Raw genomic sequence first — 22,329 nt, 5'->3', positions numbered from 1 at the left:
CTAGATTGCTGATTGAACTCTAGAGACTTACAGGTCTAGCAGAGATTTAATTGAAGTCGTTTTAAATAATAGTTAACTGGTTTACTAATTCATTCATTTACTAATATACCTGTCGTTATTAATAAAAACAATAATAAATCTTCGTCGGGCGGTGAGGCTTTGTTAATGGCTAGAAAGTCAGATAGTCCGATGATGTTGTGTTGTGGGTTGTTTCGAAAATTATTTCGTGGATTGATTGTCAGTTGGTTGCTGTTGTTTAGTGGCCAATTGTTTGCAGCCAACATCATTATTAGTCAGGGTGCTGGTTTTACAGATAGCACAGCAGTGTCGCCAGTCGGTGGCAATAGCGGGACGACTATTGGTCAGCAGCGGCTCAAGGTGTTTGAAAAAGCCGCCGAAATGTGGGCCAGCAATTTAGGTGTGAAAATTGACGTGGTGGTTGATGCCCGTTTCGAGCCCCAGTCATGTTCATCTTCCCAGGCAGTGTTAGGCTCGGCTTCAGCCGTCAATGTTTTCGCTGATTTCCCCAATGCTCCGCTTGCTAGTACTTATTATCATTCTGCTTTAGCTAATACACTTGCTGGAATCGACCTAGCGCCAGGCCAAGCAGATATTCTGGCCAGATTTAATTCATCGATCGACAACAATAACGATTGTTTAAATAATCGAAACTGGTATTACGGTTTTGATGGTCGCTCAGGCGGCAATATTGATTTTTTGAGTGTGGTTTTGCATGAAATGGGCCATGGGCTTGGCTTTAGTACCTTTGTTAATAAATACGCTGGTAGCCGTTTTATGGGTAAGGACGATACCTACATGGCTCGGCTTTATGATGCGGTACAAGGGCTAAGCTGGACACAAATGTCGAACCAGCAGCGTCAAACTTCTATGACCAGTAATGGTGGGCTGCAATGGTCAGGTGAAGTAGCAATAGAACGCGCCCGTATTAAATTAAATTCAGGTGTTGCTGGTGATGGAAAGGTTCGCATGTATGCACCAACTACCCTCGTTGGCGGTTCGTCAGTTTCCCACTTTGATACCGTATTATCACCCGATGAATTAATGGAGCCATTTATTGGCAGTGCGGTACAGAACTTATTTTTATCGGTCGGTTTGTTTCAGGATATCGGCTGGCCACTATTTTATGATGTCGATGTACAGCTGAACTGGGTTGATCCGGCACAAAGCAATCGTCTGTTAAATTCTAAAATATCCCAGCCGGGTAAGCCTTTTACCCTTAGCTTACAAATGAATAACCAAGGTGATGATCAAGCAACCGGGCAAGTAGTGGAAATTCGACTGCCACAAGGTTTACAGATTATTAGCGCTGAGGGGGCTGGGCAATTTTCTAATAACCGTTGGCAAGTAGACCAGTTAATTGGTGGTGCCAGTGCGCAGCTGAATTTACAGTTAATAGCAGCGATGCCCATTACAGGCTCTGTTGAAGCAGAAATCGTACTCAGCACCAGTGATGACCTAGATTCTCGGCCAAATAATAACCAGCCGAATGAAGATGACCAAGTAGCGCTTGCTTTGCAGGTAATGCCTGTTGCGCCGGTGGCAGTTAATGACAATTTTACCATTGCGGCTAATCAAGCTGCTAGCTTGGCATTGTTGCAAAATGACTTGGTTAGCGCCGCCAATTTCAATTTGTCTTCGTTAGAATTTGTCAATCAAACTAGCCAAGCTGGTTGGCAGCTATTAACCAATGGCGAATTACAAATTACTCCGGCTTTTGGGTTTACTGGTCAATTAGTATTCCAGTATCGAGTTAAGGCTCAAAACTCTTCATCGTTTAGTAATTGGGCAAACGTTACGGTTGAAGTAGTTGCCGATTCTGGGGTTCGTTTACAGCCAGATATGCTGCAAGGTCGAGAAGATCAATCAATCGCGATCAATCTACTAGATAACGATCAGGGCTTAACAGATCAGGCTGCGCAGTTGGTATCATCGCCAGAGAATGGTGTAGTGACTTTGCTGGGTAATGGTTTGTTAACTTACACGCCAGACGATAATTTTAATGGTAGCGATCAATTGATCTATTCAGTGGCGGGTATTAATGCCCAAGTGTCGATTAATATTGCGCCAGTTAATGATCAACCGTTTTTCGCTGAGATTTCTGCTCAACAATTAATAGTATCTGAAGCTTGGTCGCTACAACTAATCGCCAGTGATGTTGATGGTGATTGGTTACAGTTTTCTAGTAGTAATTTACCTAGCTGGATGAGTTTAAGCGCTGGCGGCAAGTTATCTGGCGTACCGTCATCATCGGGTTCAGAGCAAATTACTCTGGCGGTGAATGATCGAGCGGGTTCCAGTGTTAGCAAAACGATTAATTTAAATATTGCACCAGCTGAAGCGAGAGGGTTGTTTTTAAGTCAACGAGCGTCTCAAGCATCAGCGGAAAGAAATAGTGAAGCGCGGTTTAGTTGGCACTTGACTAATCAGTCAGATAAAAATTTATCTCAAGTAACATTTAACCTCACTTTGCAGTCTGATACCGATTTAATTGTGCTGCAAGATAGCGCTTGTCAGAAAATTGACCAATTAACCGTTCGTTGTTCATTGGGTAATCTCTCAATTAATCAAAGTCGCACGATTGGCCTGTCGATAACTGCCGAAAAAAATGGCCAATATCAAATTTTGGCTAATGCTTCAGCAACCGGTACTGATATGACTGCCTTAGCGCCATGGGCTGTGCGGGTGACAGGGTTACCTCTAATTGAAGGCGATGGTCAAGGTCCGCAACAAACCACTTTAACCAGTAATGTGGTCAGTAAAGATTTAGACCGTGATGGTGATAAAGATTTAATTATTCTGGCCAAATCAGGTGAAGCCAATCAGATTTTGTTAAATCATCAAGGTGGCTGGCAATCGGTTGCGATGTTTGACCCAGAAAGTGATAGTTATGCGGCGGATGTTGCAGTTATTAATGGCCAAATATTTATTGCAACGGCCAATGGTGCTGGTCAGCCGAATAAATTGTACTTGTGGCAAAATGATACGTTGCAATTGGTTCAAATATTTACTCGACCAGAAGAAGCGGAAAGCCGCAGTGTTGCCTTTGCTGATCTTGACGGTGATGGTAATCAAGACTTGGTGTTTGCCAACGCGATGATTAATCAGACTGCTACTGATTCAACAGTTTATCGATATGCGCCAGTTGAAGATTCTGCAGAAAGTTTAGCAATAGGTTCAGAAAAAAATGGAGAGTTTGTTTTCTGGCAAGCATTGCAAACCGAAGATGCTCAGACGTTAGCGCTGGCAGATATTAATGCTGATGGCTGGTTAGATATTGTTATTGCTGGTTATAAAAAGGATTGGTATTACCCTAATCAGGGCGTCCAGCAAAATGCATTCTCGCAGCGCTCGGAAATTCCAAATGCAGGTTACACTAATCAATTGGCAGTGATCGATGTAGATAATGACAATCGTATTGATGATTTGGTGATGGCGCGCCAAGCCTACGGTGATTCCGATGCTAGCGAAATGCTAGATAATGCTAATCCGATTTATCGGTTTCATAATGGACAATTTAGCTTGTTGAAAAAGTTGGGTCAGGCGGACACCTTAGGTTTAATGGCCAAAGATTTAAATAATGATGGTAGTTTTGATATTGTTTTTGTTGACCAGCAAGGAGTACATGGTTTTCATCAAATCGACCCGCAGGTAATGCAACAGATTACTTCAGATTACCGTGTTGATAATATGCAAACGGCTAGTTTGGTGCAGGATCAGCAGCAAGTGCTTGATCAGTTGTTTGTTTCTAGCTCCCAGCTATTTAACACTCCACATGCAATGGCAGTTACTTCATTGGATTATGATCGAGACGGCGATGATGATTTATTATTTGCTGCAACCGAAAATGGCGGCAGTGATCTCTATTTAAATCAGGGTAATAACCAATTTTCAACCCCACAAAATAATCAAGCGGCAGGTGGTGGAGGTGGTGGTAGTTTGCACTGGCTTGGTTTGTTATTGCTTATGATTGCTTTAAAGCGCCCTTGCAAACGATTAAGAGAATAAGACTATTTTTTCGATTAAAACTTAGGAGAGAAAGATTGTTTGTCATTAAACAGGAAACCTTGGAATCTTTTATGACAGATACAAATCAGAATATTCCTATATCTTTAGATTATGGTAAACGTCAGTCAGGGGTTGTTTTATACAAAGGTTTTGCTGTTAGAGCAGACTCCAGATCAGAGGGCGAAATTTTTCAAATTGGATTTGAAGAACATATATCGCGGCATTCGGTAGAAGGTCGACCTTACCCACTCAGTTATTATTATGGTTACAAGACAACTGGTTATGGGATATCTACTAGTAAAGGCCTTCATATTTTGGGGACAGGACATCCTTATTTGTATGCCGATAAACATTATATTGTTGACTTGCGTGATCATTCCTTTGCTATAGATTTACTGGCTTCCGCAGAGGAAATGGCTCGAGACTTGCCTAGTTTTTGTAGTAAAATACAGGAGGTTAATGTTGTGGGATGTATTTCCAATGACCATGTAGTTGGTGTGGTCAGGCATATCCAAAAGGGAATGCTGGGAATTGATTTGAATGTGAATTATAAAGCCGACTTTTTGAAAAAAATTATTGAGTATGAAAAAAAAGTAGGCGAGGCAGAAGTTATGATCTAAAATTTTTTAGTCAATTTAGTGAAGACGATAGGCATAGGGGTTTTTGCAAGTTTATTGATTGAATAATGGCTGGAAAGTATTTGTTAGAATGTGGTTCTGCTTCTGATGATTATATCTGGAAAGGTGGGGTTGAGCTTTTTATGCAGGTGAAAAAAATAGAACAGCCTTTAATTCTTCTTGTGTTGGGTGGTGGAAAAAATGGACATTCAATTGCATTGTATAAGACTAATACGGAAATAAGAATTTTTGATCCAAATTTTGGTGAGTTTTGGTTTCATCAAAAGAATTTTTCCGGTTTTATTGATAAGATTATTGAAATATATTATGGGAAATATAACTTTGTTAGTTTTATGTTAATTGATTGGCTGGAGAGTGATTGGTCTAAGGCCCAAGAAATGTAGCGCCGACTTAGTCTTGCAACTGACTAAAAGCAAAAGTAATTGAGCTGCATCAGCTGTAAATTGTGTTACATATAGTGCTAGAGGGGAATGTCCGCAGCGAATGTTTGACAAGCAGGATGGTAAACATATGGTTGTGGTTTTTAAAAAACTTAAAACCATAGAAAATCGACAGATTGATGACATGCGCGTCATAATGATTGTTTATGATAATGCCGATAATGACAGTGGTGAAGAATTGCTGGTAATAGAGGTGCTGTAGCTTTTATAAAAACAAACAAAAAGGATTTTCTATGGATACTTTTAGAGAATGTCAATATGTAGTGAATTTATATCATGCGATAGGGCCATCCGGTTGTTCTGATGAAAGGTATGGTTATCGAGGTAGTTGTGGGTTGCTTGCTAGTGATGTGGTTTTGCGCACGATTTTTAAAATCATTAAAACGCCAGAAGAAATAAGGCGCGAATTAAATTATCACCATATTTGTGGTACATTGCCTGGTAAAATAGCTTCGTTTTTAAACCAAAAGTTTACTGATGCTAAAAACAACCCTCGTGTTCAATATATAGACCGAAGCGGAGGTATTGCACCAGTCTGGTTGTTGCAAGCTACAAAAAATGAAAATAATCGGGCTGCAGCTTCTGTAGATCGAATTATTTATAGCGATAGAACAAACTTTTCACCGCAGATATTTAATAGAACAGATGGTAAGGGTGTAGCTGTGATCCGCTTTATGCAGCCAACAGAAGTTGGTTGCACGGGCAAGCCTTTTTTGGGGCATTTTTTTTTGCAAGTGGATTTTGATAATTTTGTGCTCCATCCTGACAGGCCGCATATAGCAAGAAGATTTAAAGATATAGAAAGTCAATGGGCTGACGGTATGTACGATATCGTAATTGTTTTCGACAAAGAGGATGAGATTATTGAAAATGATTTGGAAGTGGTAGATTTGTGATTATTATTAAAAAAAGTTGTTTTAGTTAAGATTAATGAACGATAGTTGAAGATGGAATCGAAGGCTAAGTATCTAATATTTTGTGATTTTTTTTGAGCTGAAAAAGGGGTCGGATGCTTTTTTAAATGATGTTTTTTCAGGAAGGCAGATAAAAACACAAGTGGAAATAGATGCACGATGGGTAGATGCAATGTAAGATATAGTAATTACTTACGATCACTCTGATTTGGAAAGTGATGAATCTGTAGAAGACGATAATTAATTATCTTAGTATTATTTTAAAACTAGTAATTATTCAATGCATCACACCAAATCAGCTGATTTTCCCTAAACAAATCCTAGCAAGGTTTGCCTGAAAATAATAACGGCGAAGGTCTTTTAATTTTGACTATGTCTCGCCATGTTGTTTTCATATAAAATGTAACTTCGAATTCAGCAATGAAATAACGCACTCTGTTCTGTGTGGAAATGCTCCCGATTATCCTTGTCACTAAAGATTCTGGTTGCATTAAAAAGGCCGAAATATCGGCCTTGTAGTTAAATCATTTTTTAGTGTGTTTTATTTTTCTTGCCAAGCTTTAGCGATCTCTTCAGCAATAATTGCTAAGCCGCGCTTTAGTTCGTTTTCATCTCTGGCGTAATTAATGCGGATGCATTCATCGCGGTGCTGCCATTTATCTTCTACTTCGCCAGTTAACCCCGGGAAGAAATAATGGCCAGAAACCACCAGTACTTCTCTGGCTTTTAAGCGGTTGTAAAGTTCAAGGCTACTAATGGGTAAATCCGGGAACCACAACCAAAGGAACATTGCACCTTCTGGTTTGTGGATTTTATAGGGATAGTCGCCTGCTTTAGCCATATTTTCGATAAAAGTAGAGACTGCAAATTGAGCGTGCTTCTGATACCAGGGGCGAATCACATCTTGGCATAAATTCATCAGCTGGCCATTTTTGACCATTTCTAGAGTTAACAAACTGCCCAAGCTACTAGGCGATAAATTCTGAATCGCGGTCACTGAACTGATTGCCTTAATCACTTCTGGTTTGGCAACGACTATGCCAGTTCGAGTGGCCGGTAGCCCAAGCTTGGAAAGGCTCAGGCATAAAATCGTATTGTCATTCCAAAAAGGTTTGGCATCGGTATAAATTAATCCTGGGAAAGGTAAGCCATAGGCATTATCCAGAATTAACGGAATGTCGTTGTCTCGTGCTAGTTGGTCTAAGTGCGCCAATTCTTCATCGGTAATCACATTACCGGTTGGATTGGTCGGTCGAGAAACGCAAATTGCTCCAGTATTTTCTCCAATATGCAGCCGATTGAAATCGACATGATATTTGTAGAAGGGCGCTTCGAGCATTTCGATTTCTGGCAAGGTGGACTTGAAAATTTCATGGTCCAAGCCGGTGTCGGCATAGCCGATATATTCCGGAGCCAGTGGGAATTGAATCTGCTTAAAGCTGCCATCGGAGAATTGGCCGCCAAACAGGTTGAACAGTACAAAAAAGGCTGACTGACTACCGTTGGTGAGTGCAATGTTTTCTGGGCCAACCTGCCAGCCAAATTGCTGCTTGAGCATTTTTGCCAGCTCAACGATGAATTCTGACTCGCCTTGAGGTGGATCGTAGATGCCAATTAGCCGACGTAGCAGTGCCGGGTCTTGTGCTATTTCCAGCATTCTTTGCTGCAAAATTTGCTCTACTTCGGGAATGTGCGCTGGATTACCACCGCCCATCATCACTGTATTTTCTCCAGATGCTGCCAGTGCTCGGCCAAGATCATCCATTAGGGAGAGAATTCCGGAATTGCCGGTGAATTTTTCACCAAATTTAGAAAACTGCATGGTGGTTTATGTGAGCCGAAGCAATGTTTGAAATAACGGGTCATCCATTATAGAAGAGGCGGCGGCTATTTCGCCAGCAGTAAATATCCTTGCTGATTAAATTGTTATTAAATCAAATGAATTGCAGTAGAAGTTATGAATATTTGTAAGCAGATATCTACTGTGGTTTGTTCAAACGGCTGTGATCTGGCGCGCGGAATAGCACCATTCAATGGTGCGGTGAAAGCAGATCAACCAAGCTCTAAATAGAAACTTAAATGGCAGGTTATGCAATGAAGTGGATTTATACCCTTAGTGGTTTGTTAGTTTTAGTAGGTGGCATTGGGATAGTGGTGATGATGAATGTTTCCTCAGAGCCAGTGGCTATTACTGATAGTGTTAAAACTAGAGTTTTGGAGCAGCAATCATCTAAGCAAAACAGTTACACCAATGAAGTGGTTGCCAATCAAGGGCAGTCCAAAGCGTCTGGATTGCCAAACTTGAATACCCGTCAATTGCCTGCGGATGTTTTAAATCAAGCAATAAAATTGAATGGCAAACCACTTGAATTATCTGAAGCACTGATTCAGTCAATGCGCCAAGATGACCAAGGGCTAGAAGAACAAGTTCTTTCTGACGGCACCAAACAGGTATTTCTACAAGGTCGTTTTCATCAACCTCAGACGGTAACCATTACTGATGATGGTCAAATAAAGATTGATCATTTTTAGCGGGGTTTACTCAGTTGACTAGCCTTAATTTTGTCAAGCCAATCGCGTAACGGGTAGTTAAATCAGTCATATCAGAAGTATCTAACTAACTGTTTGGTTATAACCAACATTTCCTTGCGTTTTATCAATGAATACTGTCGTGACTTGATCAGTTTTCTTTGTTGTAACTTTCTGATAAAAAGCACTCATTCCATAAAACATTCCAGAAGAAATCATGAAAAAATTGTTGCAGTACACGTTGTTTTCAATCTTGCTTAGTTGGTTTCCGCTGCAGGTTTCCGCTGAGGTATTTACCTTTACCGCGATTCCTGATCAGGATGAGCAGCAGTTGCAAAAGCGCTTTGGCAAGGTAGCAGAGTATTTGTCTGAGCAGCTAGGTGTTGAAGTTCGCTACATTCCGGTTAAGTCATACGCAGCTGCTGTCAGTGCATTCCGTAACGACCAAGTCCAACTAGCATGGTTCGGTGGTTTGTCAGGTGTTCGTGCGCGTCAGTTGGTACCTGGCTCAGTTGCGATTGCTCAGGGTGTAGAAGATCAGGCGTTTGAGACTTGGTTTATCGCCAATAAGCAAACAGAAATTGATGCTTCAGCTAACTTGTCTGAAAAATTACGCGGCCTACGTTTCACTTTCGGTTCTAAAGGCTCTACTTCAGGCCGTTTGATGCCTGAGTATTATGTGCGTCAGCAGTTCAATCAAGCTCCAGAGAAGGTGTTCTCACGAGTTGGTTTTAGTGGTGACCACAGTCGTACTATTGCATTGGTTCAAGCTGGGGCTTATCAAGCAGGTGCGGTTAATTTTAAGGTGTGGCAGCGTGAACTGGCTGAAGGAAAAATCGATACCAGTAAAGTTGATGTGATCTGGAAAACACCGGCGTACCCTGATTACCAATGGAGTGTTCGAGGTGATATCGAACAGCGTTGGGGTAAAGGCTTTACTGACAAATTACAGCAGGTTTTGCTGAACATTAAGCAGCCTGAAATTCTGGAAAGCTTTCCACGCAGCGGGTTCATCAAGGCAGATAATTCCGACTACCAACCCATTTTGGATACGGCAAAGAACATTGGTCTAATCGATTAATGTTTCAGCTGCAGTCAGTCAGCATTCATTATGACGATTTATCGGTATTAACCGATATTTCGTTTGAGATTAGACCGGGCGAAAAAGTTGCCTTGGTTGGTGAGAGTGGCTGTGGCAAATCCAGTTTGCTGAATTATTTGCGTCAGCAATTAGCAGCTGAACAGCTGGCATGGTGTCCACAGCACCATGGCCTAGTTCCGCCGTTATCAGCTTTTCATAATATCTTTATGGGTCGTCTGGAACAGTATTCGCTGTTTCAGGCGGTGCGTAACTTGATCGTACCGCTGGCCAGTGAAAAGCAAATAATTGAGCAGTTATTAGTCGAGTTGGGATTGTCGGAAAAACTGATGATTTCAATTGATCGTCTCTCAGGCGGACAGCAGCAGCGAGTAGCTTTAGCGCGTGCGCTGTTTCGTCAAGCAGCGGTTTTTTTGGGTGATGAGCCGGTTTCTGCACTTGATCCAGTGCAGGGTAAAAAAATGCTGCAACTGATAAATCAGCGCCATCAAACCAGTGTGGTTGCATTGCATGATCGAGATTTGGCATTAGCGTGCTTTGATCGAGTGATTGCACTGGGTCAACAGCAGATTGTTTTAGACGCTCCTGCTTCACAGCTAACACGAGCCGATCTGGATGCGGTTTATGCCCGGCGCTAAAGGCCCGTTTTCATCTAGCAATATAAAGTTGCCAAAATCTTTTAGTTTATCGAATGGAATAACCACCGCGGCAAATTACAAAAAGTTATCGCTGCTTTTGCTGGCGCTTGCTGTGGCATTGGTTTTTGTTTCTGATTTGACCGTGATTCACTCTGACCCTTGGTTTGAACTGCAACGAATGCTAATTGGTGTCGTTACACCAGATTTTAGCCAGATTGATCAGCTAGGTTTTTCTATTCTTACCACCTTGGCATTTGCCATATTGGGTGTTGCTGGTGGCTTGTTGTTGGGCTTTTTGCTGGCGCTTTATTATCCGCAGTCAGCACTGCTTCGCACGATTTGCGCCCTAACTCGTTCAGTTCATGAGTTGTTTTGGGGGCTTATCCTAATTCAGATTTTTGGGTTGTCATCTCCTGCCGGTTTGCTGGCAATCGCTATTCCTTATAGCTGTACTTTCGCCAAGGTGTTTGCCGAACAAATTGAGCATGCGTCGAATCAACCATTAAATGCACTGGCAAGCTCCCATGGTCTGGCGGCGCAGTTATATGCCAAGGTGCCATTAGTTTGTCAGCAAATGAAGAGCTACATACTGTATCGCACTGAATGTGCCCTGCGAGCCAGTGCAATACTCGGTTTTATCGGGCTGCCAACGTTGGGCTTTCATTTGGAAACAGCACTGAGTCATGGCGATTATTCGACAGCTGCTGCGGTGCTTTACCTGTTTGTTTTATTGGCAGGTAGCTTGCGCTGGTGGCTGCGCGGCTGGAGTTGGTTGCTTGCGGTGGTGGTCAGTAGCTTTACCATTTCCTGGGAACATCATTTTCAGTTGCGCTTTTTATGGCGCTTTGTTTCACAAGACATCGTGCCGGCACCGTTAAAAAATGGCTGGGTAGATGGCTGGCCGCAAGCATTGCTCGACTGGTTGATTTCATTGTTGCCGCAAATTAGCGACGGTGTTCTGAACAATCTGCAAGTCGGCTTTCTAGCGATGGTGTTCAGTGGTTCGATTGGCCTGATAGCTTTTCCGTTGGTAGCGGACAATCTAAACAGCGGTAAAAAACTCTGGTTAAGTCGCTTGTTACTATTAATAGTGCGCAGTTTGCCGGAGTTTTTGCTTGCGTTTGTATTGCTAATTGTTTTTGGACCTTCTTTACTTCCCGGTTTATTAGCGCTAGCGATTCATAATGGTGCGGTTATTGCCTATATGGTGGCGCGTTACAGTGAAGGTTTACATTTAAGAGACGATGCTTCTCGAGGTGGTTACCTGTATTTTTATGAGGTATTGCCAAGGCTTTACGGTAGTTTTCTGGCTTTCCTATTTTATCGATGGGAAGTGATTATGCGGGAAACAGCGGTATTAGGCGTTATCGGCATTCCTACGCTAGGTTTTTATATTGATTCGGCGTTCGAAGAATTTCGACTTGATCGTGCATTTTTGTTGGTTTTTATTTCAGCGTTACTCAATTTGCTGGTAGATCAGTTTTCTCGCCGCGTTCGAAGTCGCCTTGGCTAACTTGCTCTAAATGCCACCCTTTCGTTTTGACCGTTTTTGAATGAGTGACATTTGCCGGTAGTTCAAAGGTGGCTTAGGTGTAGGTTAAACCTTGATGTAGCTGCGTTTTGATGGCTAGTAAAATGCTGGCTTTTCTTTTGAAGTAAATGAACATTTTTTTGAGTGATGATGTTTTAAAGTCAGAGTTTTGCTGTTGAATCAATGAGGTGGGTAGTTTGCTCAATGTTAGTCAAACTAATGGTTTCTGATCAGTAGATGGTAGGTTGTCGGACAAGAAATGCTAGCGATATAAGATGCATAAGCCTTGTGGGATCTAGCTTATCGATAGGTTTGTCACTTTCAGCGGTTAAGCCGAATAATTCAGCAGGTCAAAAAATGTAAGTTGTTGGGTAAATAACTGTGACATGCTGCTGTTAGAGGCTGAATCCTTGACCTTGAGCAATAAACTAAATTCTTTGAGTTCAGTTACGAAATATACCCTCTCTTTTCGGTTGCACGAGAGAGGAAAAATCAAGATGATGAGCGTGACTTGTACAACGTGGGCTCGAGGAATTCTCGACGCAGACCTACTAACTCAGTAGAAATTTCCAACAGGCAACTGTGGCCATAAAATTTAGAGTGGTCTAAGGACGCTTTGTTTCTGAGTTAGGGCGGAGAGGTTCCGGTTTACGATGTGCTGTGCTTATCTAAGGGGGAGTTAATTAAATGCGTAAGATGACCAAATTAGCAACAGCTATTGCTCTGACGCTGGCTGCATCCAGCGCGATGGCCGCATATAAGCCATCAGTAATATTCGATATGGGCGGCAAGTTTGATAAGTCGTTCAACCAAGCAGCATATGCTGGTGCGGAAGAATTCAAAAAAGCCACTGGCATTAGCTACGGCGAATTCGAAATCACCAACGAAGCTCAGCGTGAGCAAGCAATGTTGCGCATGGCGCAGCGTGGCTTTAGCCCAATCGTTGCAGTTGGTTTCCAACAAGCGCCTGTTGTTGAAAAAGTTGCTAAGAAGTTCCCTAACACTAAGTTTGTTATCATCGACTCAGTAGTTGATCTGCCAAACGTTCGTTCGGTAGTCTTCAAAGAGCAGGAAGGTTCCTTCTTGGTAGGTGCATTAGCAGCAATGAAGTCTGAATCTCATTCAGTTGGCTTCGTTGGTGGTATGGCTATTCCTCTGATCAAGAAGTTTGCTTGTGGTTACGAGCAAGGTGCCAAGTATATTTCTAAGGACACTAAAGTTCTGCAGAATATGACTGGTACTACTCCAGCAGCATGGAACAACCCAACTAAGGGTGGTGAGCTGGCTAAATCTCAGTTCGACCAAGGCGTTGACGTAGTTTATGCAGCGGCAGGCGGAACGGGTGTTGGTGTTTACCAGGCAGCTAAAGATAGCGGTAAGTTCGCTATCGGTGTTGACTCTAACCAGAATCATATCCATCCAGGTACCATGCTGACTTCTATGGTTAAGCGTGTTGACGTTGCAGTTCGTACTGCATTTGAAGATGTTCAAACGGGCAAGTTCACTCCTGGTCTGCAAGTTCTGGGTCTGGCTCAGGAAGGTGTGGGTTGGGCATTAGACGAGAACAACCGTCCATTAATCTCTCCAGAGATGCAAGGCAAGCTAGATAAGCTGCGCCAAGAAATCATCTCAGGTAAGATCAAAGTTCACGATTGGAATACTACCCAGTCTTGCACGTACTAATCTTGGATCGATCAAGATAAATCGCTTGCCCGGCCTGGTAATAAGCCTGAGCCGGGTGAGTATAAGTTAGATACGACGTTGGTAATTCAAGTTGAAGACTCAGTGCTTAACTATCAGGCTGAATCGACAACTTTTTTATTGTTTCTGACACCTGTTATTAATCCGGCTGATAGTGGAGCGCCCCTCCATGACGAATCCTGCGATAGAACTGCAGAAAATCAATAAGCGTTTTGGTCCTGTCTGGGCCAATAAAGATATTGATCTTAAAGTGATGCCTGCGACCGTTCACGGAATTATCGGTGAAAATGGTGCGGGTAAATCGACCCTGATGTCCATTCTTTATGGTTTTTATACGGCTGACAGCGGCGATATGCTGATGGCGGGCAATAAAGTTGATATCAGAAATTCTCAACAAGCGATTGCCAAAGGTATCGGCATGGTTCACCAGCACTTTATGTTGGTGGAAACCTTTACCGTTTTGGAAAACGTGATGTTGGGTGCGGAAGGTGGAGCATTATTAGACAGCTGCACGGATACCGCACGAACTGCACTGAAAGAAATTGAAAAGAAATATGGGCTGGATATCGATCCGGATGCCATTGTTGGTGAACTACCAGTTGGTTTGCAGCAGCGAGTAGAAATTCTCAAAGCATTGTATCGTGGTGCGAAAATTCTGATTTTAGATGAGCCGACAGGTGTATTAACACCTCAGGAAGCCGATCAGCTATTTGCCATTCTCAATACATTGCGTGAGCAGGGTGTGACGATTCTTTTAATCACCCACAAACTGAAAGAAATTATGGCGATCACCGATGCGGTTTCGGTCATGCGTCGTGGCACTATCGTGGCTCACCGCGAAACTGTGAAGACTTCGACAGAAGAACTAGCTGAGTTAATGGTTGGCCGTAAGGTTCTGTTGGAAGTAGATAAAGGTGAAGCCAATCCAAGCGATGTAAAGCTGAAGCTCAATAATGTCAGTTTTTACGATGATCGTAAGGTGAAGCTGTTAAAAGACATTAGCTTTGAATTGAAAGCAGGTGAGATTTTGGGCGTTGCCGGTGTCTCGGGTAATGGCCAATCTGAGTTGTTAAAAGTGTTGTCTGGTGCGATTACTCCTCAAGAGGGTGTCATGGTAATCAATACCATGGGACAAACGCATACCTTTACGCCGTCAGATCTGCGTGACTCACGTATGATGCGCCACATTGCAATGGGGCACGTGCCTGAAGATCGTTTAAAACAAGGTTTGGTTAAAACCTTTGTTGCTCAAGAAAATGCAATCTTAGGATATGAAGATCGTGATGAGTACGGCACACCGTTGCTGAACCCAGAAACGATTAAAAAGGCCACCCATGAAATGATGGAAGCCTATGATGTTCGCCCTGCTTTGCCTTCATTGAAAGCCGCTAACTTCTCTGGTGGTAACCAGCAGAAGCTGATACTGGCCCGTGAAATGCTGAAAAACCACGAAATTTTGCTGGTGGGTCAGCCGACACGTGGTGTCGATATCGGCGCGATTGAATTTATCCACCGTAACTTGATTGCCGCTCGTGATGCAGGTGCTGCAGTGCTGCTGGTATCAGTTGAACTAGATGAAATCATGTCGCTGGCAGATCGGATTATTGTGATATCCGATGGCCGGATTTCTGGTGAAGTAATGGCTAAAGATACTAACGAGCGTGAGCTGGGTCTGTTAATGGCCAACGTTAGTAAGGGTGAGGAGAACGCCTAATGAGTGCTTTTCAAGAAAGTCCTGCATGGGTAAGAGTAGGGCTAGTCCCGATACTTCAGTTAACGCTAGCATTGGCCGTTTCATCTTTGGTTGTGCTAATGGTCGGTGAGAGTCCGATTGAAGCACTTAAGCTGATGGTATATGGCGCGACCAATCTAGAATATGGCGGGTTGGCATCGACTTTATATTATGCAACCAACTTTATCTTTACTGGTTTAGCCGTTGCCGTCGCATTCCATGCTGGCTTGTTCAACATTGGTGGTGAAGGTCAGGCATATGTCGCGGGTTTAGGTGTTGCTATTGTGGCCCTGACTTTTGACAGCACATTAAATGTTTGGCTGATGGCACCGATGATTATTGTTATCAGTGCTTTGTTTGGTGCGGTTTGGGGTGTTATTCCCGGCTACTTGCAAGCTAAGCGTGGCTCTCACATTGTAGTAACCACCATTATGTTTAACTTTATTGCTGCAGCAGTAATGGGTTATGCATTGGTCGAAATTATTGCACCTATGGGTGGTAACTCAACTGATAGTCGCTATTTTGCAGCGACTTCGGTATTCCCTAAGCTAAATGAAATCTGGCCAGATATTCCTTCATCCTTGCTAAACCCAACTTTGCTGATTGCATTGATAACAGCTTGGCTGGTGTGGGTGTTAATCTGGAGAACGCGTCTTGGTTATGCAATTCGCGTGGTAGGGCAAAACCCTAAAGCGGCGGAATATGCAGGTATTAACGTAGCGCGCATCATCATTATCACCATGGCTATTTCTGGTGCTTTGGCCGGTATGATGGCAATTAACGAAGTCTATGGCGCTCAGTCTCGTCTGATTCTGAACTTTACTAATGGCTTTGGTTTTATTGGTATTGCGGTGGCTTTGATGGGGCGTAACCATCCTGTTGGCGTTATTTTGGCTTCGATTCTGTTTGGTGCACTCTATCAGGGTGGTACCGAGCTGCAGTTTGATATGCCAAGCCTGAATCCTGAGCTAATTATGGTAATTCAGGGTGCTGTTATCTTCTTTACTGGTGCGTTGGATCGATTGGTTCGTGATCCAGTAGAGAAAATGTTTATGCGAAAGTCGACTGAGGAGGCCTGATCATGGATGCAAGTGTTTGGATTTTTTCAACCCTGGATTCAAGTATCCGTCTGGCGGTGCCACTGATTTTTGCTGCAATGGGCGGTATTTTCTCAGAGCGTTCGGGTATCGTCGATATCGGTCTGGAAGGTAAAATGCTGTTTGCTGCTTTTGTTGCAGCCGCTACCAGCTACGCTACAGGTTCTGCATGGTTAGGTATGTGTGCCGGCATCATGGGTTCAGTTGCCTTATCGATGGTGCATGGTTATGCCTCAATCAATATGCGTGGCGATCAGGTGATCTCTGGTTTGGCAGTCAATTTCTTTGCTGCTGGTATGACAGTCACATTGGGTCACGCTTGGTTTAGTCGCGGTGGTCAAACGCCAGGTCTGATTGGCGATCAGCGTTTCTTGCCTATCGAGCTGCCAGGCGCTGAATGGTTAGGTGATACCATTCCATTCTTTGGCCCGTTATACCGTGAAGTGATTTCTGGTCATAACATTTTGGTTTATTTATCATTTGCCATTGTTGGCGTTACTTGGTGGGTGTTGTTTAAAACCCGCTTTGGTCTGCGTTTACGTGCGGTAGGTGAAGAACCAAATGCAGTAGACACTGCAGGTATTTCAGTTGCTTGGATGCGTTATCGAGCAATTGCTTTTACCGGTGTCTTTTGTGGTCTGGCAGGTGCTTACTATTCAACTGCGCAAAATGCGGCGTTTGGTAAAAACATGACTGCAGGGCAAGGTTATATCGCTTTAGCGGCAGTTATCTTCGGTAAATGGCGTCCAAAAACAGCATTGTTTGCCTGTTTATTGTTCGGCTTCCTAAGTGCTTTGGAAACCCGAATGCAAGGTGTTGCAATTCCTGGAATTGGCGTGCTGCCAACTCAGGTATTCTCGGCGCTGCCATATGTTCTGACAGTTGTATTATTGGCTGGCTTTATCGGCAAAGCAGTCGCACCAAAAGCAGTCGGTCAGCCTTACATTAAAGAGCGTTAATTGCTGTTTTAAATATTTGTGCTTTAGCATTTAATGCTAAAAAAACCGGAGTTCAGAAATGGGCTCCGGTTTTTTTACACCGGTGTAATGCATTTTAAAAGAAGCATGACTGTAGTGTGATTTTCTTAAAGTAAAGGGAATAATGTCAGTGTTGTATCTGCTTTTGCTTGGTCCAACAATTTTGCTGGGTTGTGGCTTTGTTTTTGATGGCCAGAAGTTTGGCTGGAAAATCAGTTGGCTTTGGCAAATTGTACCGCTGATTTTATTGGTGGGTTATTGTGTCTGGCTTTTCTCGATTGGCAGCGATCAAGCGTTGCAAATGTTTCACGATCAAGGGGGTGGATTCAGATCCGGTATCAGGGGCGATACAACTTTTATTTTACCGGGTTTGGCATTTGCTGCGGTAATTTTTCCCGATCAACTTTATAAAATTGGCCCTGATCCTGCGAAAATTGCCTGGCTAGGCTTGAAAGGCTTATATCGATTTGCAGGTGTTGTTGCATTGTTTTTTATTTTCATTAGGCAGTATTTGTTTTCTCTATAGTTTGCCTCATTCACCCCACCGCCAACCAAACTCCGACGCCCATCATTAAACTGCCAGCGATGCGGTTCATCAGCTTGACGTTATCTTTGTTCATTAAAAAATGACTGAGTGCTTTGCCGCCACTGGCGTAAATTAATAAACAGCTAAATTCCAGTGTTAAAATAATGGCGATCAGTGAAATTAACTGTGGTACAAGCGCTTTGCTGTTATCTAAAAATGGTGGCAGCAGGGTAATAAAAAATGCCCAGCCCTTAGGGTTGGCAATCGCGGTGATAAATCCATTCAGTGCTAACTGCCATTTCCCTTGGCGGGCTCGTTCGCCTTTGCCCTCGCTTCCAGGCTCTGGAAGCACCAGCTTGCCTTTGGATTGCCACATTTGGATGCCCAGCCAAATCAGATAAGCCCCACCTGCCAGTTTGAGCACAATAAAAGCTTCCGGCAGTTTGAGCATAATGGTTGCCACGCCCAGTGCTGCTGCAGAAGCTACTAGGCCAACGCCAATCAATTCACCCCACATCATATGTAAACTGCGGCGAATCCCGATCGACATGCCAAGGGTCAGTGCCAGTGTCATGCACATGCCCGGTGTAATCGAGACAAAGAAAAAGGTCGGTATGAAGATTGAAAGCAAGGCAATAGACATGGCTAAATGACAAATGATTAAAGAACCGGCGACAATGTAACAGAAAATAGCATCAGTTAAGAGTTAGAGAGGAGTTGTGGATGAAGCAATCAATTGTACATATCGCATTGGTAGTCAATGACTACGATGAAGCGATTGATTTCTATGTAAACAAGCTTAAGTTTGAGCTGATTGAAGACAGCTATCAACCAGAACAGAATAAGCGTTGGGTGGTGGTGTCTCCGCCAGGTTCAAACGGTGTAGCCCTGCTGTTGGCCAAAGCATCCAAGCCAGTGCAAAAAACATTTGTCGGCAATCAGGCCGGTGGTCGGGTCTTTTTGTTTCTGAAAACTGATGATTTCTGGCGCGATTACAAAAGAATGCTAGAGCTGGATATTAAATTTGTTCGTCCACCCGCCGAGCAAGATTATGGCACGGTCGCTGTATTTGAAGATCTCTACGGAAATTTGTGGGATTTATTGCAATTAAATCCAGATCACCCGATGGCGGGGCGAAGATAGGTAGAAGCAACTTGATTGGCAGAAATGTTAACCAGTTTATTCTGTTAGAAGCTGTTTAAAATCTATTTTCAAACAAATAAATTTAAATACAACCGCTTGAAGTAACTGATAATATCCGGTGGCACACCATCCTTGGCAACTGGGTTCCGGCATCCATGCTAGGAATGACAGAGTGCGGGGGATCCAGTCACATGGAGGTGGGTTTAAAGCTCAAAGATTCTCAACACGTTCTTAGAGGCTCTCCGGGAATCAAAGTTGCGCAAAATATCAGTTTTGCGGTATTTGGAAAGAAATAAACCTTACCATGGAATAAAAAACGGCACCGAATAAGGTGCCATTTTTTTTGGATGGAATAAATCTTGCTGCTACTGAAGTAGCTTAAAAGAGCAGATGCTTTCAGGCAACAAACTGCCAATCTGAGCATTTATATGTTTTTTCTGGCAAATGACCGCCAGGCAGGGGTAAGTGAATGAAGGGAATCATAGTTGCTGTTTTAGCGCTGTTTCTTGTGAGTTGTGCAACGATAAAGCTTTGGGATTACGATGACTATTCAGAAAAATTTATAATCAGTTTTTAGAAGCAGAATCTCATCAGTTAATCGTAGCGGGTGATCAGCATGGTTTTTTTATTTCTATGAATGAAGATCTGGAAAAACTAAAACCACTTTACCAACATAACATTCCTTATCGGATTGACTTTGGGCGATTCAAGGTTGCTACAGACAATACACTCTCGGCGGATATAACCATTGAGGTTGATATGGATGTGGCTGAGAATGCTGACTTATACTCAGAGACTCCGAAATTGCTAAAACAAATGGGCTTTAGTAATGCCGGTTATGCGTCATTTGGTGTTAAAGGGAATAGTTATCAACTTGATATTTCAAAGTTGACGACGTTAGTGAAACCATGCGATGGGCGTACGATCAGAGTCGATTTTGAGGAGGGGCTTCCACAAAAAGCGGCAAAAGTGGCTTTGACCCCTGCTGCGCTGGCTATTGATGTCGCGGCTTCGCCTGTTTATGTTGTATTCGGGCTTGTTCTAGTAACAATTATGGCTGGTAAATGATTGATAGTGTGCTTGTTGTTTGGGGTGTGTTGTTTAGAGTGTGTATTAATTTAATGCATGCTTATCCAGTAATACGTTATTTAATAAAACAGCAGTATAATTTAATGGTAAGGAAACTATTGTGAAAAAATCGCTGTTGCTAATCTTGATGTTCTTTTTGAATGGATGTGCCACTTACGCTATGTGGAAAATTGATGAAAAAGAAGAAAATAGTTTTACGTCGGTGGTTTTAGACCCAGTGATAGCGGGTTATTATCATTCAGAAAAAAATGAGTTTTTACTGCTAGGGCTTGAATATGCATATTTGTTTGAAAAGGATAGGGATTTCAATTCGTTTCAACCAATTTATGATCATGTTTTGCCCTACCGAACATCATTTTCGAAGCTCAGTCTAGGGTTCAATAATAACTTTAATACTAGGGTGACCGTAACCGTAGCACCTGATTGTTATTGTAAGCGTCTTATCCTTGATGAAATAGCCGAAAAAGAGTTAGTGAGAAATGGTTTCATGAAAAATGCATTAGGCTACTACGAGCTGGATCTTCGGGTTTCAGGAAAGCGATTTGATTATGATAAAGATGAACTAGATGCTGCCTATCTGGATGTTGGGTTTCCAGATATATCAATAAGCTATGATGAAAATAATAATGAATACGGGGCTACTTTAACTAAAATATCACTTACTCCATTTATGCTCAAAAAAGACTTGTCGCTGATGGCTTCAACCAATCCCTATTTGCTGGCGGTTTTTTATGGAGTTGTTGGTTTAACTGTTTGGGTTGTCGAGGAGTTTGAAGGTGGTATTGTCCCTCCGTAGAATAGTCCGCTGTGATAATGGAGCTGAGTTTATAAGCCCGATTTAAAGCATCGTGTGAAAATAACAAATACGGATTGAATGGTGGTAGTTGAAAAATACAAGGCTAGGCAATGCCTAGCCTTGTGGAATCATATCCAGTTTGTTGCTGATTGCTGTAAATGTTTCACACGGCGATCCGCCGTAATAATCAAAACAGATCTGACCACTGCTCACCGCAATATGACTCAGGCTAACCGAGGTTGCGTCGTCCCGGTGTAAGCAAATAGATAAATGATTGGGGTGTTCACCGTGGTAACGATGAAATGCCAGCAGATCTTTGGCTGTTTTTTTCTCTGGCAGTGTTGCCCAAGCAGCAAAACGAACCTGGCTAACTTCAGGGAATTTAACTGAGGATGAAGTAAATGGCGCATCTTTTTTGCTGAATGTTTCCAGCTGCTGGCCACTCCATTGGAAAAAACTCGCTTGATTTATTTCTGGGAAAAAAGCCACCAGTGTAAAAGGTGCAAAATGGCTCATATCCATATTTGTTACAGTGCTTTCCAGCTGAAGGTAATCTTTACAACCGATTAGGTTACGCACCAGTTGACCGCGGGAAACCAGCGGGCCTTTTGGCATTTCGCCTTGGTAAAAATTTAACAAACAAAGGCTCAAACCCGTTTCATTAACTGCAATCCAGCTACCTTTTCCTACCGGATCTATCGGCATCAGAAAATTGCAGTGTTGACCTGTCAGTGAGCTGGATTCGCTATACAGTGATGGAGGTTCGGCAAGGGCTCGAGTGCGCTGTTCATCGCGATTGAAAAACAGCTGATAACCAGCGTTATCAAATAACCAACTGACAGTACACATGGATAATTTCGACTTTTATACAGTAAGAGAAATAAAACAAAAGATGTTTTGAATGCCTAGAGAACCGATCCGCAGCTATTAAGCTTGCTGGGATCGATTAAACGATGCAGTCGTTGGAGCTTGACCAATTGCTGAGTCAACTTGATGACCAATTAAGCGGGCAATTGCCGCCATAATCGCTAAATGGTGAACCAAGTGGCTGGAAGTAAAGCATAGTTCACGACCCAGCGTTGAAGTCACTTGAATGCTTTGGGTGCTAGATAGCATCACTTCAGATTTCACTTCAATCGGCTCAAACAAAGTTTGTTCCGTTAAAGTTTCTAGCCAGTTACGCGTTTGCTGAAGCTCTAACAAACCTACTGATTTATCCGTTTCTAAAGGAATCCCACGACGGCGAACATCGTAATCGATCAGGCCATTCTGCAATGGATGCATCATTGCCATATAAAGATCCAGGATATGTCGCAAGTGTTGGCCAATCGAGCTTTCAAACAAGCTACTACCGGTGTATTGATAGTCTTGTTCGCTGAGCTTTTCTATAAATTCACTCAGTTGATCGATGGTTTCAATATTGCCTTTTACAATCGTGTGCATGTGCGGATTC

The 22,329-nt window shown here is 42.8% G+C and carries 21 protein-coding genes; 17 read left to right on the top strand and 4 right to left on the bottom strand.

The window, feature by feature from the left end; all coding sequences use genetic code 11:
* Window positions 1–165: 165 nt before the first annotated feature.
* From DC094_RS10410 to DC094_RS10395, 5 genes are all read left to right on the top strand, one after another.
* Window positions 166–4,026 (top strand): Ig-like domain-containing protein, encoded by a 3,861-nt coding sequence (locus DC094_RS10410; RefSeq protein ID WP_116687042.1) that lies wholly within the window; start codon window positions 166–168, stop codon window positions 4,024–4,026.
* A gap of 71 nt (window positions 4,027–4,097) precedes the next feature.
* Window positions 4,098–4,646 (top strand): hypothetical protein, encoded by a 549-nt coding sequence (locus DC094_RS10405; RefSeq protein ID WP_133245520.1) that lies wholly within the window; start codon window positions 4,098–4,100, stop codon window positions 4,644–4,646.
* Between the two features lie 65 nt (window positions 4,647–4,711).
* Window positions 4,712–5,047, top strand: a complete 336-nt coding sequence (locus DC094_RS10400; RefSeq protein ID WP_116687040.1) for a YopT-type cysteine protease domain-containing protein — start codon at window positions 4,712–4,714, stop codon at window positions 5,045–5,047.
* Window positions 5,048–5,147: 100 nt separating this feature from the next.
* Entirely contained in the window at window positions 5,148–5,306 is a 159-nt protein-coding gene (locus DC094_RS22110) for a hypothetical protein (protein WP_158527287.1), read from the top strand.
* A gap of 31 nt (window positions 5,307–5,337) precedes the next feature.
* On the top strand, window positions 5,338–6,000 hold the full coding sequence (locus tag DC094_RS10395) for a hypothetical protein (RefSeq protein ID WP_116687039.1): 663 nt from the start codon (window positions 5,338–5,340) through the stop codon (window positions 5,998–6,000).
* Between the two features lie 559 nt (window positions 6,001–6,559).
* On the opposite strand, the gene DC094_RS10390 is transcribed toward DC094_RS10395, so the two are convergent.
* Window positions 6,560–7,840 carry a valine--pyruvate transaminase gene (locus DC094_RS10390; protein ID WP_116687038.1) on the bottom strand — a complete coding sequence of 427 codons (1,281 nt, stop codon included), beginning with the start codon at window positions 7,838–7,840 and terminating at the stop codon, window positions 6,560–6,562.
* Between the two features lie 257 nt (window positions 7,841–8,097).
* On the opposite strand from DC094_RS10390, the gene DC094_RS10385 reads away from it, so the two are divergent.
* The 9 genes from DC094_RS10385 (at window position 8,098) to DC094_RS10345 (ending at window position 17,848) form a co-directional block, all read left to right on the top strand.
* Window positions 8,098–8,550 (top strand): hypothetical protein, encoded by a 453-nt coding sequence (locus tag DC094_RS10385; protein WP_116687037.1) that lies wholly within the window; start codon window positions 8,098–8,100, stop codon window positions 8,548–8,550.
* Window positions 8,551–8,764: 214 nt separating this feature from the next.
* Window positions 8,765–9,628: a putative selenate ABC transporter substrate-binding protein gene (locus tag DC094_RS10380; RefSeq protein ID WP_116687036.1), complete on the top strand. Its 864-nt coding sequence runs from the start codon at window positions 8,765–8,767 to the stop codon at window positions 9,626–9,628.
* Window positions 9,628–10,284 carry an ATP-binding cassette domain-containing protein gene (locus DC094_RS10375; RefSeq protein WP_116687035.1) on the top strand — a complete coding sequence of 219 codons (657 nt, stop codon included), beginning with the start codon at window positions 9,628–9,630 and terminating at the stop codon, window positions 10,282–10,284. The genes DC094_RS10380 and DC094_RS10375 overlap by 1 nt, the downstream gene beginning before the upstream one ends.
* Entirely contained in the window at window positions 10,271–11,797 is a 1,527-nt protein-coding gene (locus DC094_RS10370) for a PhnE/PtxC family ABC transporter permease (RefSeq protein ID WP_145959849.1), read from the top strand. The genes DC094_RS10375 and DC094_RS10370 overlap by 14 nt, the downstream gene beginning before the upstream one ends.
* A 705-nt stretch (window positions 11,798–12,502) precedes the next feature.
* A complete protein-coding gene (locus tag DC094_RS10365; RefSeq protein WP_116687033.1) occupies window positions 12,503–13,498 on the top strand; it encodes a BMP family lipoprotein in 996 nt (331 codons plus the stop codon).
* Between the two features lie 187 nt (window positions 13,499–13,685).
* On the top strand, window positions 13,686–15,230 hold the full coding sequence (locus DC094_RS10360; protein ID WP_116687032.1) for an ABC transporter ATP-binding protein: 1,545 nt from the start codon (window positions 13,686–13,688) through the stop codon (window positions 15,228–15,230).
* The gene (locus tag DC094_RS10355) at window positions 15,230–16,327 is read left to right on the top strand and encodes an ABC transporter permease (protein WP_116687031.1); all 1,098 of its coding nucleotides are present in this window, start codon (window positions 15,230–15,232) and stop codon (window positions 16,325–16,327) included. Before DC094_RS10360 ends, DC094_RS10355 begins: the two co-directional genes overlap by 1 nt.
* Before the next feature lie 2 nt (window positions 16,328–16,329).
* Window positions 16,330–17,304, top strand: coding sequence for an ABC transporter permease (locus tag DC094_RS10350; RefSeq protein WP_116687030.1), 975 nt, complete (start codon window positions 16,330–16,332; stop codon window positions 17,302–17,304).
* Between the two features lie 148 nt (window positions 17,305–17,452).
* Window positions 17,453–17,848, top strand: coding sequence for a hypothetical protein (locus DC094_RS10345; RefSeq protein ID WP_133245519.1), 396 nt, complete (start codon window positions 17,453–17,455; stop codon window positions 17,846–17,848).
* Between the two features lie 10 nt (window positions 17,849–17,858).
* On the opposite strand, the gene DC094_RS10340 is transcribed toward DC094_RS10345, so the two are convergent.
* The gene (locus DC094_RS10340) at window positions 17,859–18,491 is read right to left on the bottom strand and encodes a LysE family translocator (RefSeq protein ID WP_116687028.1); all 633 of its coding nucleotides are present in this window, start codon (window positions 18,489–18,491) and stop codon (window positions 17,859–17,861) included.
* Window positions 18,492–18,571: 80 nt separating this feature from the next.
* Here DC094_RS10340 and DC094_RS10335 point away from each other — a divergent pair, with 80 nt between their 5' ends.
* The 3 genes from DC094_RS10335 to DC094_RS10325 all read left to right on the top strand — a co-directional run bounded on the left by DC094_RS10335 (window position 18,572) and on the right by DC094_RS10325 (window position 20,876).
* Entirely contained in the window at window positions 18,572–18,991 is a 420-nt protein-coding gene (locus tag DC094_RS10335) for a VOC family protein (RefSeq protein WP_116687027.1), read from the top strand.
* Between the two features lie 633 nt (window positions 18,992–19,624).
* The gene (locus DC094_RS10330; RefSeq protein WP_116687026.1) at window positions 19,625–20,059 is read left to right on the top strand and encodes a hypothetical protein; all 435 of its coding nucleotides are present in this window, start codon (window positions 19,625–19,627) and stop codon (window positions 20,057–20,059) included.
* A gap of 121 nt (window positions 20,060–20,180) precedes the next feature.
* On the top strand, window positions 20,181–20,876 hold the full coding sequence (locus DC094_RS10325) for a hypothetical protein (protein ID WP_116687025.1): 696 nt from the start codon (window positions 20,181–20,183) through the stop codon (window positions 20,874–20,876).
* Window positions 20,877–20,990: 114 nt separating this feature from the next.
* On the opposite strand, the gene DC094_RS10320 is transcribed toward DC094_RS10325, so the two are convergent.
* Window positions 20,991–21,725 (bottom strand): NRDE family protein, encoded by a 735-nt coding sequence (locus DC094_RS10320; RefSeq protein WP_116687024.1) that lies wholly within the window; start codon window positions 21,723–21,725, stop codon window positions 20,991–20,993.
* Between the two features lie 78 nt (window positions 21,726–21,803).
* A complete protein-coding gene (locus tag DC094_RS10315) occupies window positions 21,804–22,319 on the bottom strand; it encodes a DinB family protein (protein ID WP_116687023.1) in 516 nt (171 codons plus the stop codon).
* Between the last annotated feature and the right edge of the window lie 10 nt (window positions 22,320–22,329).

The sequence above is a fragment of the Pelagibaculum spongiae genome (assembly GCF_003097315.1).
GTDB classification, from domain to species: domain Bacteria; phylum Pseudomonadota; class Gammaproteobacteria; order Enterobacterales; family Pelagibaculaceae; genus Pelagibaculum; species Pelagibaculum spongiae.
Note: the sequence above shows the minus strand (reverse complement) of the source record. Positions and strands in the feature narration are given on the sequence as shown.

Excerpts from the sequence above, each read along its gene's own strand:
- DC094_RS10410 (WP_116687042.1), top strand. The coding sequence starts at position 166 with ATGGCTAGAAAGTCAGATAGTCCGATGATGTTGTGTTGTGGGTTGTTT.
- DC094_RS10405 (WP_133245520.1), top strand. The coding sequence starts at position 4,098 with ATGACAGATACAAATCAGAATATTCCTATATCTTTAGATTATGGTAAA.
- DC094_RS10400 (WP_116687040.1), top strand. The coding sequence starts at position 4,712 with ATGGCTGGAAAGTATTTGTTAGAATGTGGTTCTGCTTCTGATGATTAT.
- DC094_RS22110 (WP_158527287.1), top strand. The coding sequence starts at position 5,148 with ATGTTTGACAAGCAGGATGGTAAACATATGGTTGTGGTTTTTAAAAAA.
- DC094_RS10395 (WP_116687039.1), top strand. The coding sequence starts at position 5,338 with ATGGATACTTTTAGAGAATGTCAATATGTAGTGAATTTATATCATGCG.
- DC094_RS10390 (WP_116687038.1), bottom strand. The coding sequence starts at position 7,840 with ATGCAGTTTTCTAAATTTGGTGAAAAATTCACCGGCAATTCCGGAATT.
- DC094_RS10385 (WP_116687037.1), top strand. The coding sequence starts at position 8,098 with ATGGCAGGTTATGCAATGAAGTGGATTTATACCCTTAGTGGTTTGTTA.
- DC094_RS10380 (WP_116687036.1), top strand. The coding sequence starts at position 8,765 with ATGAAAAAATTGTTGCAGTACACGTTGTTTTCAATCTTGCTTAGTTGG.
- DC094_RS10375 (WP_116687035.1), top strand. The coding sequence starts at position 9,628 with ATGTTTCAGCTGCAGTCAGTCAGCATTCATTATGACGATTTATCGGTA.
- DC094_RS10370 (WP_145959849.1), top strand. The coding sequence starts at position 10,271 with ATGCCCGGCGCTAAAGGCCCGTTTTCATCTAGCAATATAAAGTTGCCA.
- DC094_RS10365 (WP_116687033.1), top strand. The coding sequence starts at position 12,503 with ATGCGTAAGATGACCAAATTAGCAACAGCTATTGCTCTGACGCTGGCT.
- DC094_RS10360 (WP_116687032.1), top strand. The coding sequence starts at position 13,686 with ATGACGAATCCTGCGATAGAACTGCAGAAAATCAATAAGCGTTTTGGT.
- DC094_RS10355 (WP_116687031.1), top strand. The coding sequence starts at position 15,230 with ATGAGTGCTTTTCAAGAAAGTCCTGCATGGGTAAGAGTAGGGCTAGTC.
- DC094_RS10350 (WP_116687030.1), top strand. The coding sequence starts at position 16,330 with ATGGATGCAAGTGTTTGGATTTTTTCAACCCTGGATTCAAGTATCCGT.
- DC094_RS10340 (WP_116687028.1), bottom strand. The coding sequence starts at position 18,491 with ATGTCTATTGCCTTGCTTTCAATCTTCATACCGACCTTTTTCTTTGTC.
- DC094_RS10335 (WP_116687027.1), top strand. The coding sequence starts at position 18,572 with ATGAAGCAATCAATTGTACATATCGCATTGGTAGTCAATGACTACGAT.
- DC094_RS10330 (WP_116687026.1), top strand. The coding sequence starts at position 19,625 with ATGAATGAAGATCTGGAAAAACTAAAACCACTTTACCAACATAACATT.
- DC094_RS10320 (WP_116687024.1), bottom strand. The coding sequence starts at position 21,725 with ATGTGTACTGTCAGTTGGTTATTTGATAACGCTGGTTATCAGCTGTTT.
- DC094_RS10315 (WP_116687023.1), bottom strand. The coding sequence starts at position 22,319 with ATGCACACGATTGTAAAAGGCAATATTGAAACCATCGATCAACTGAGT.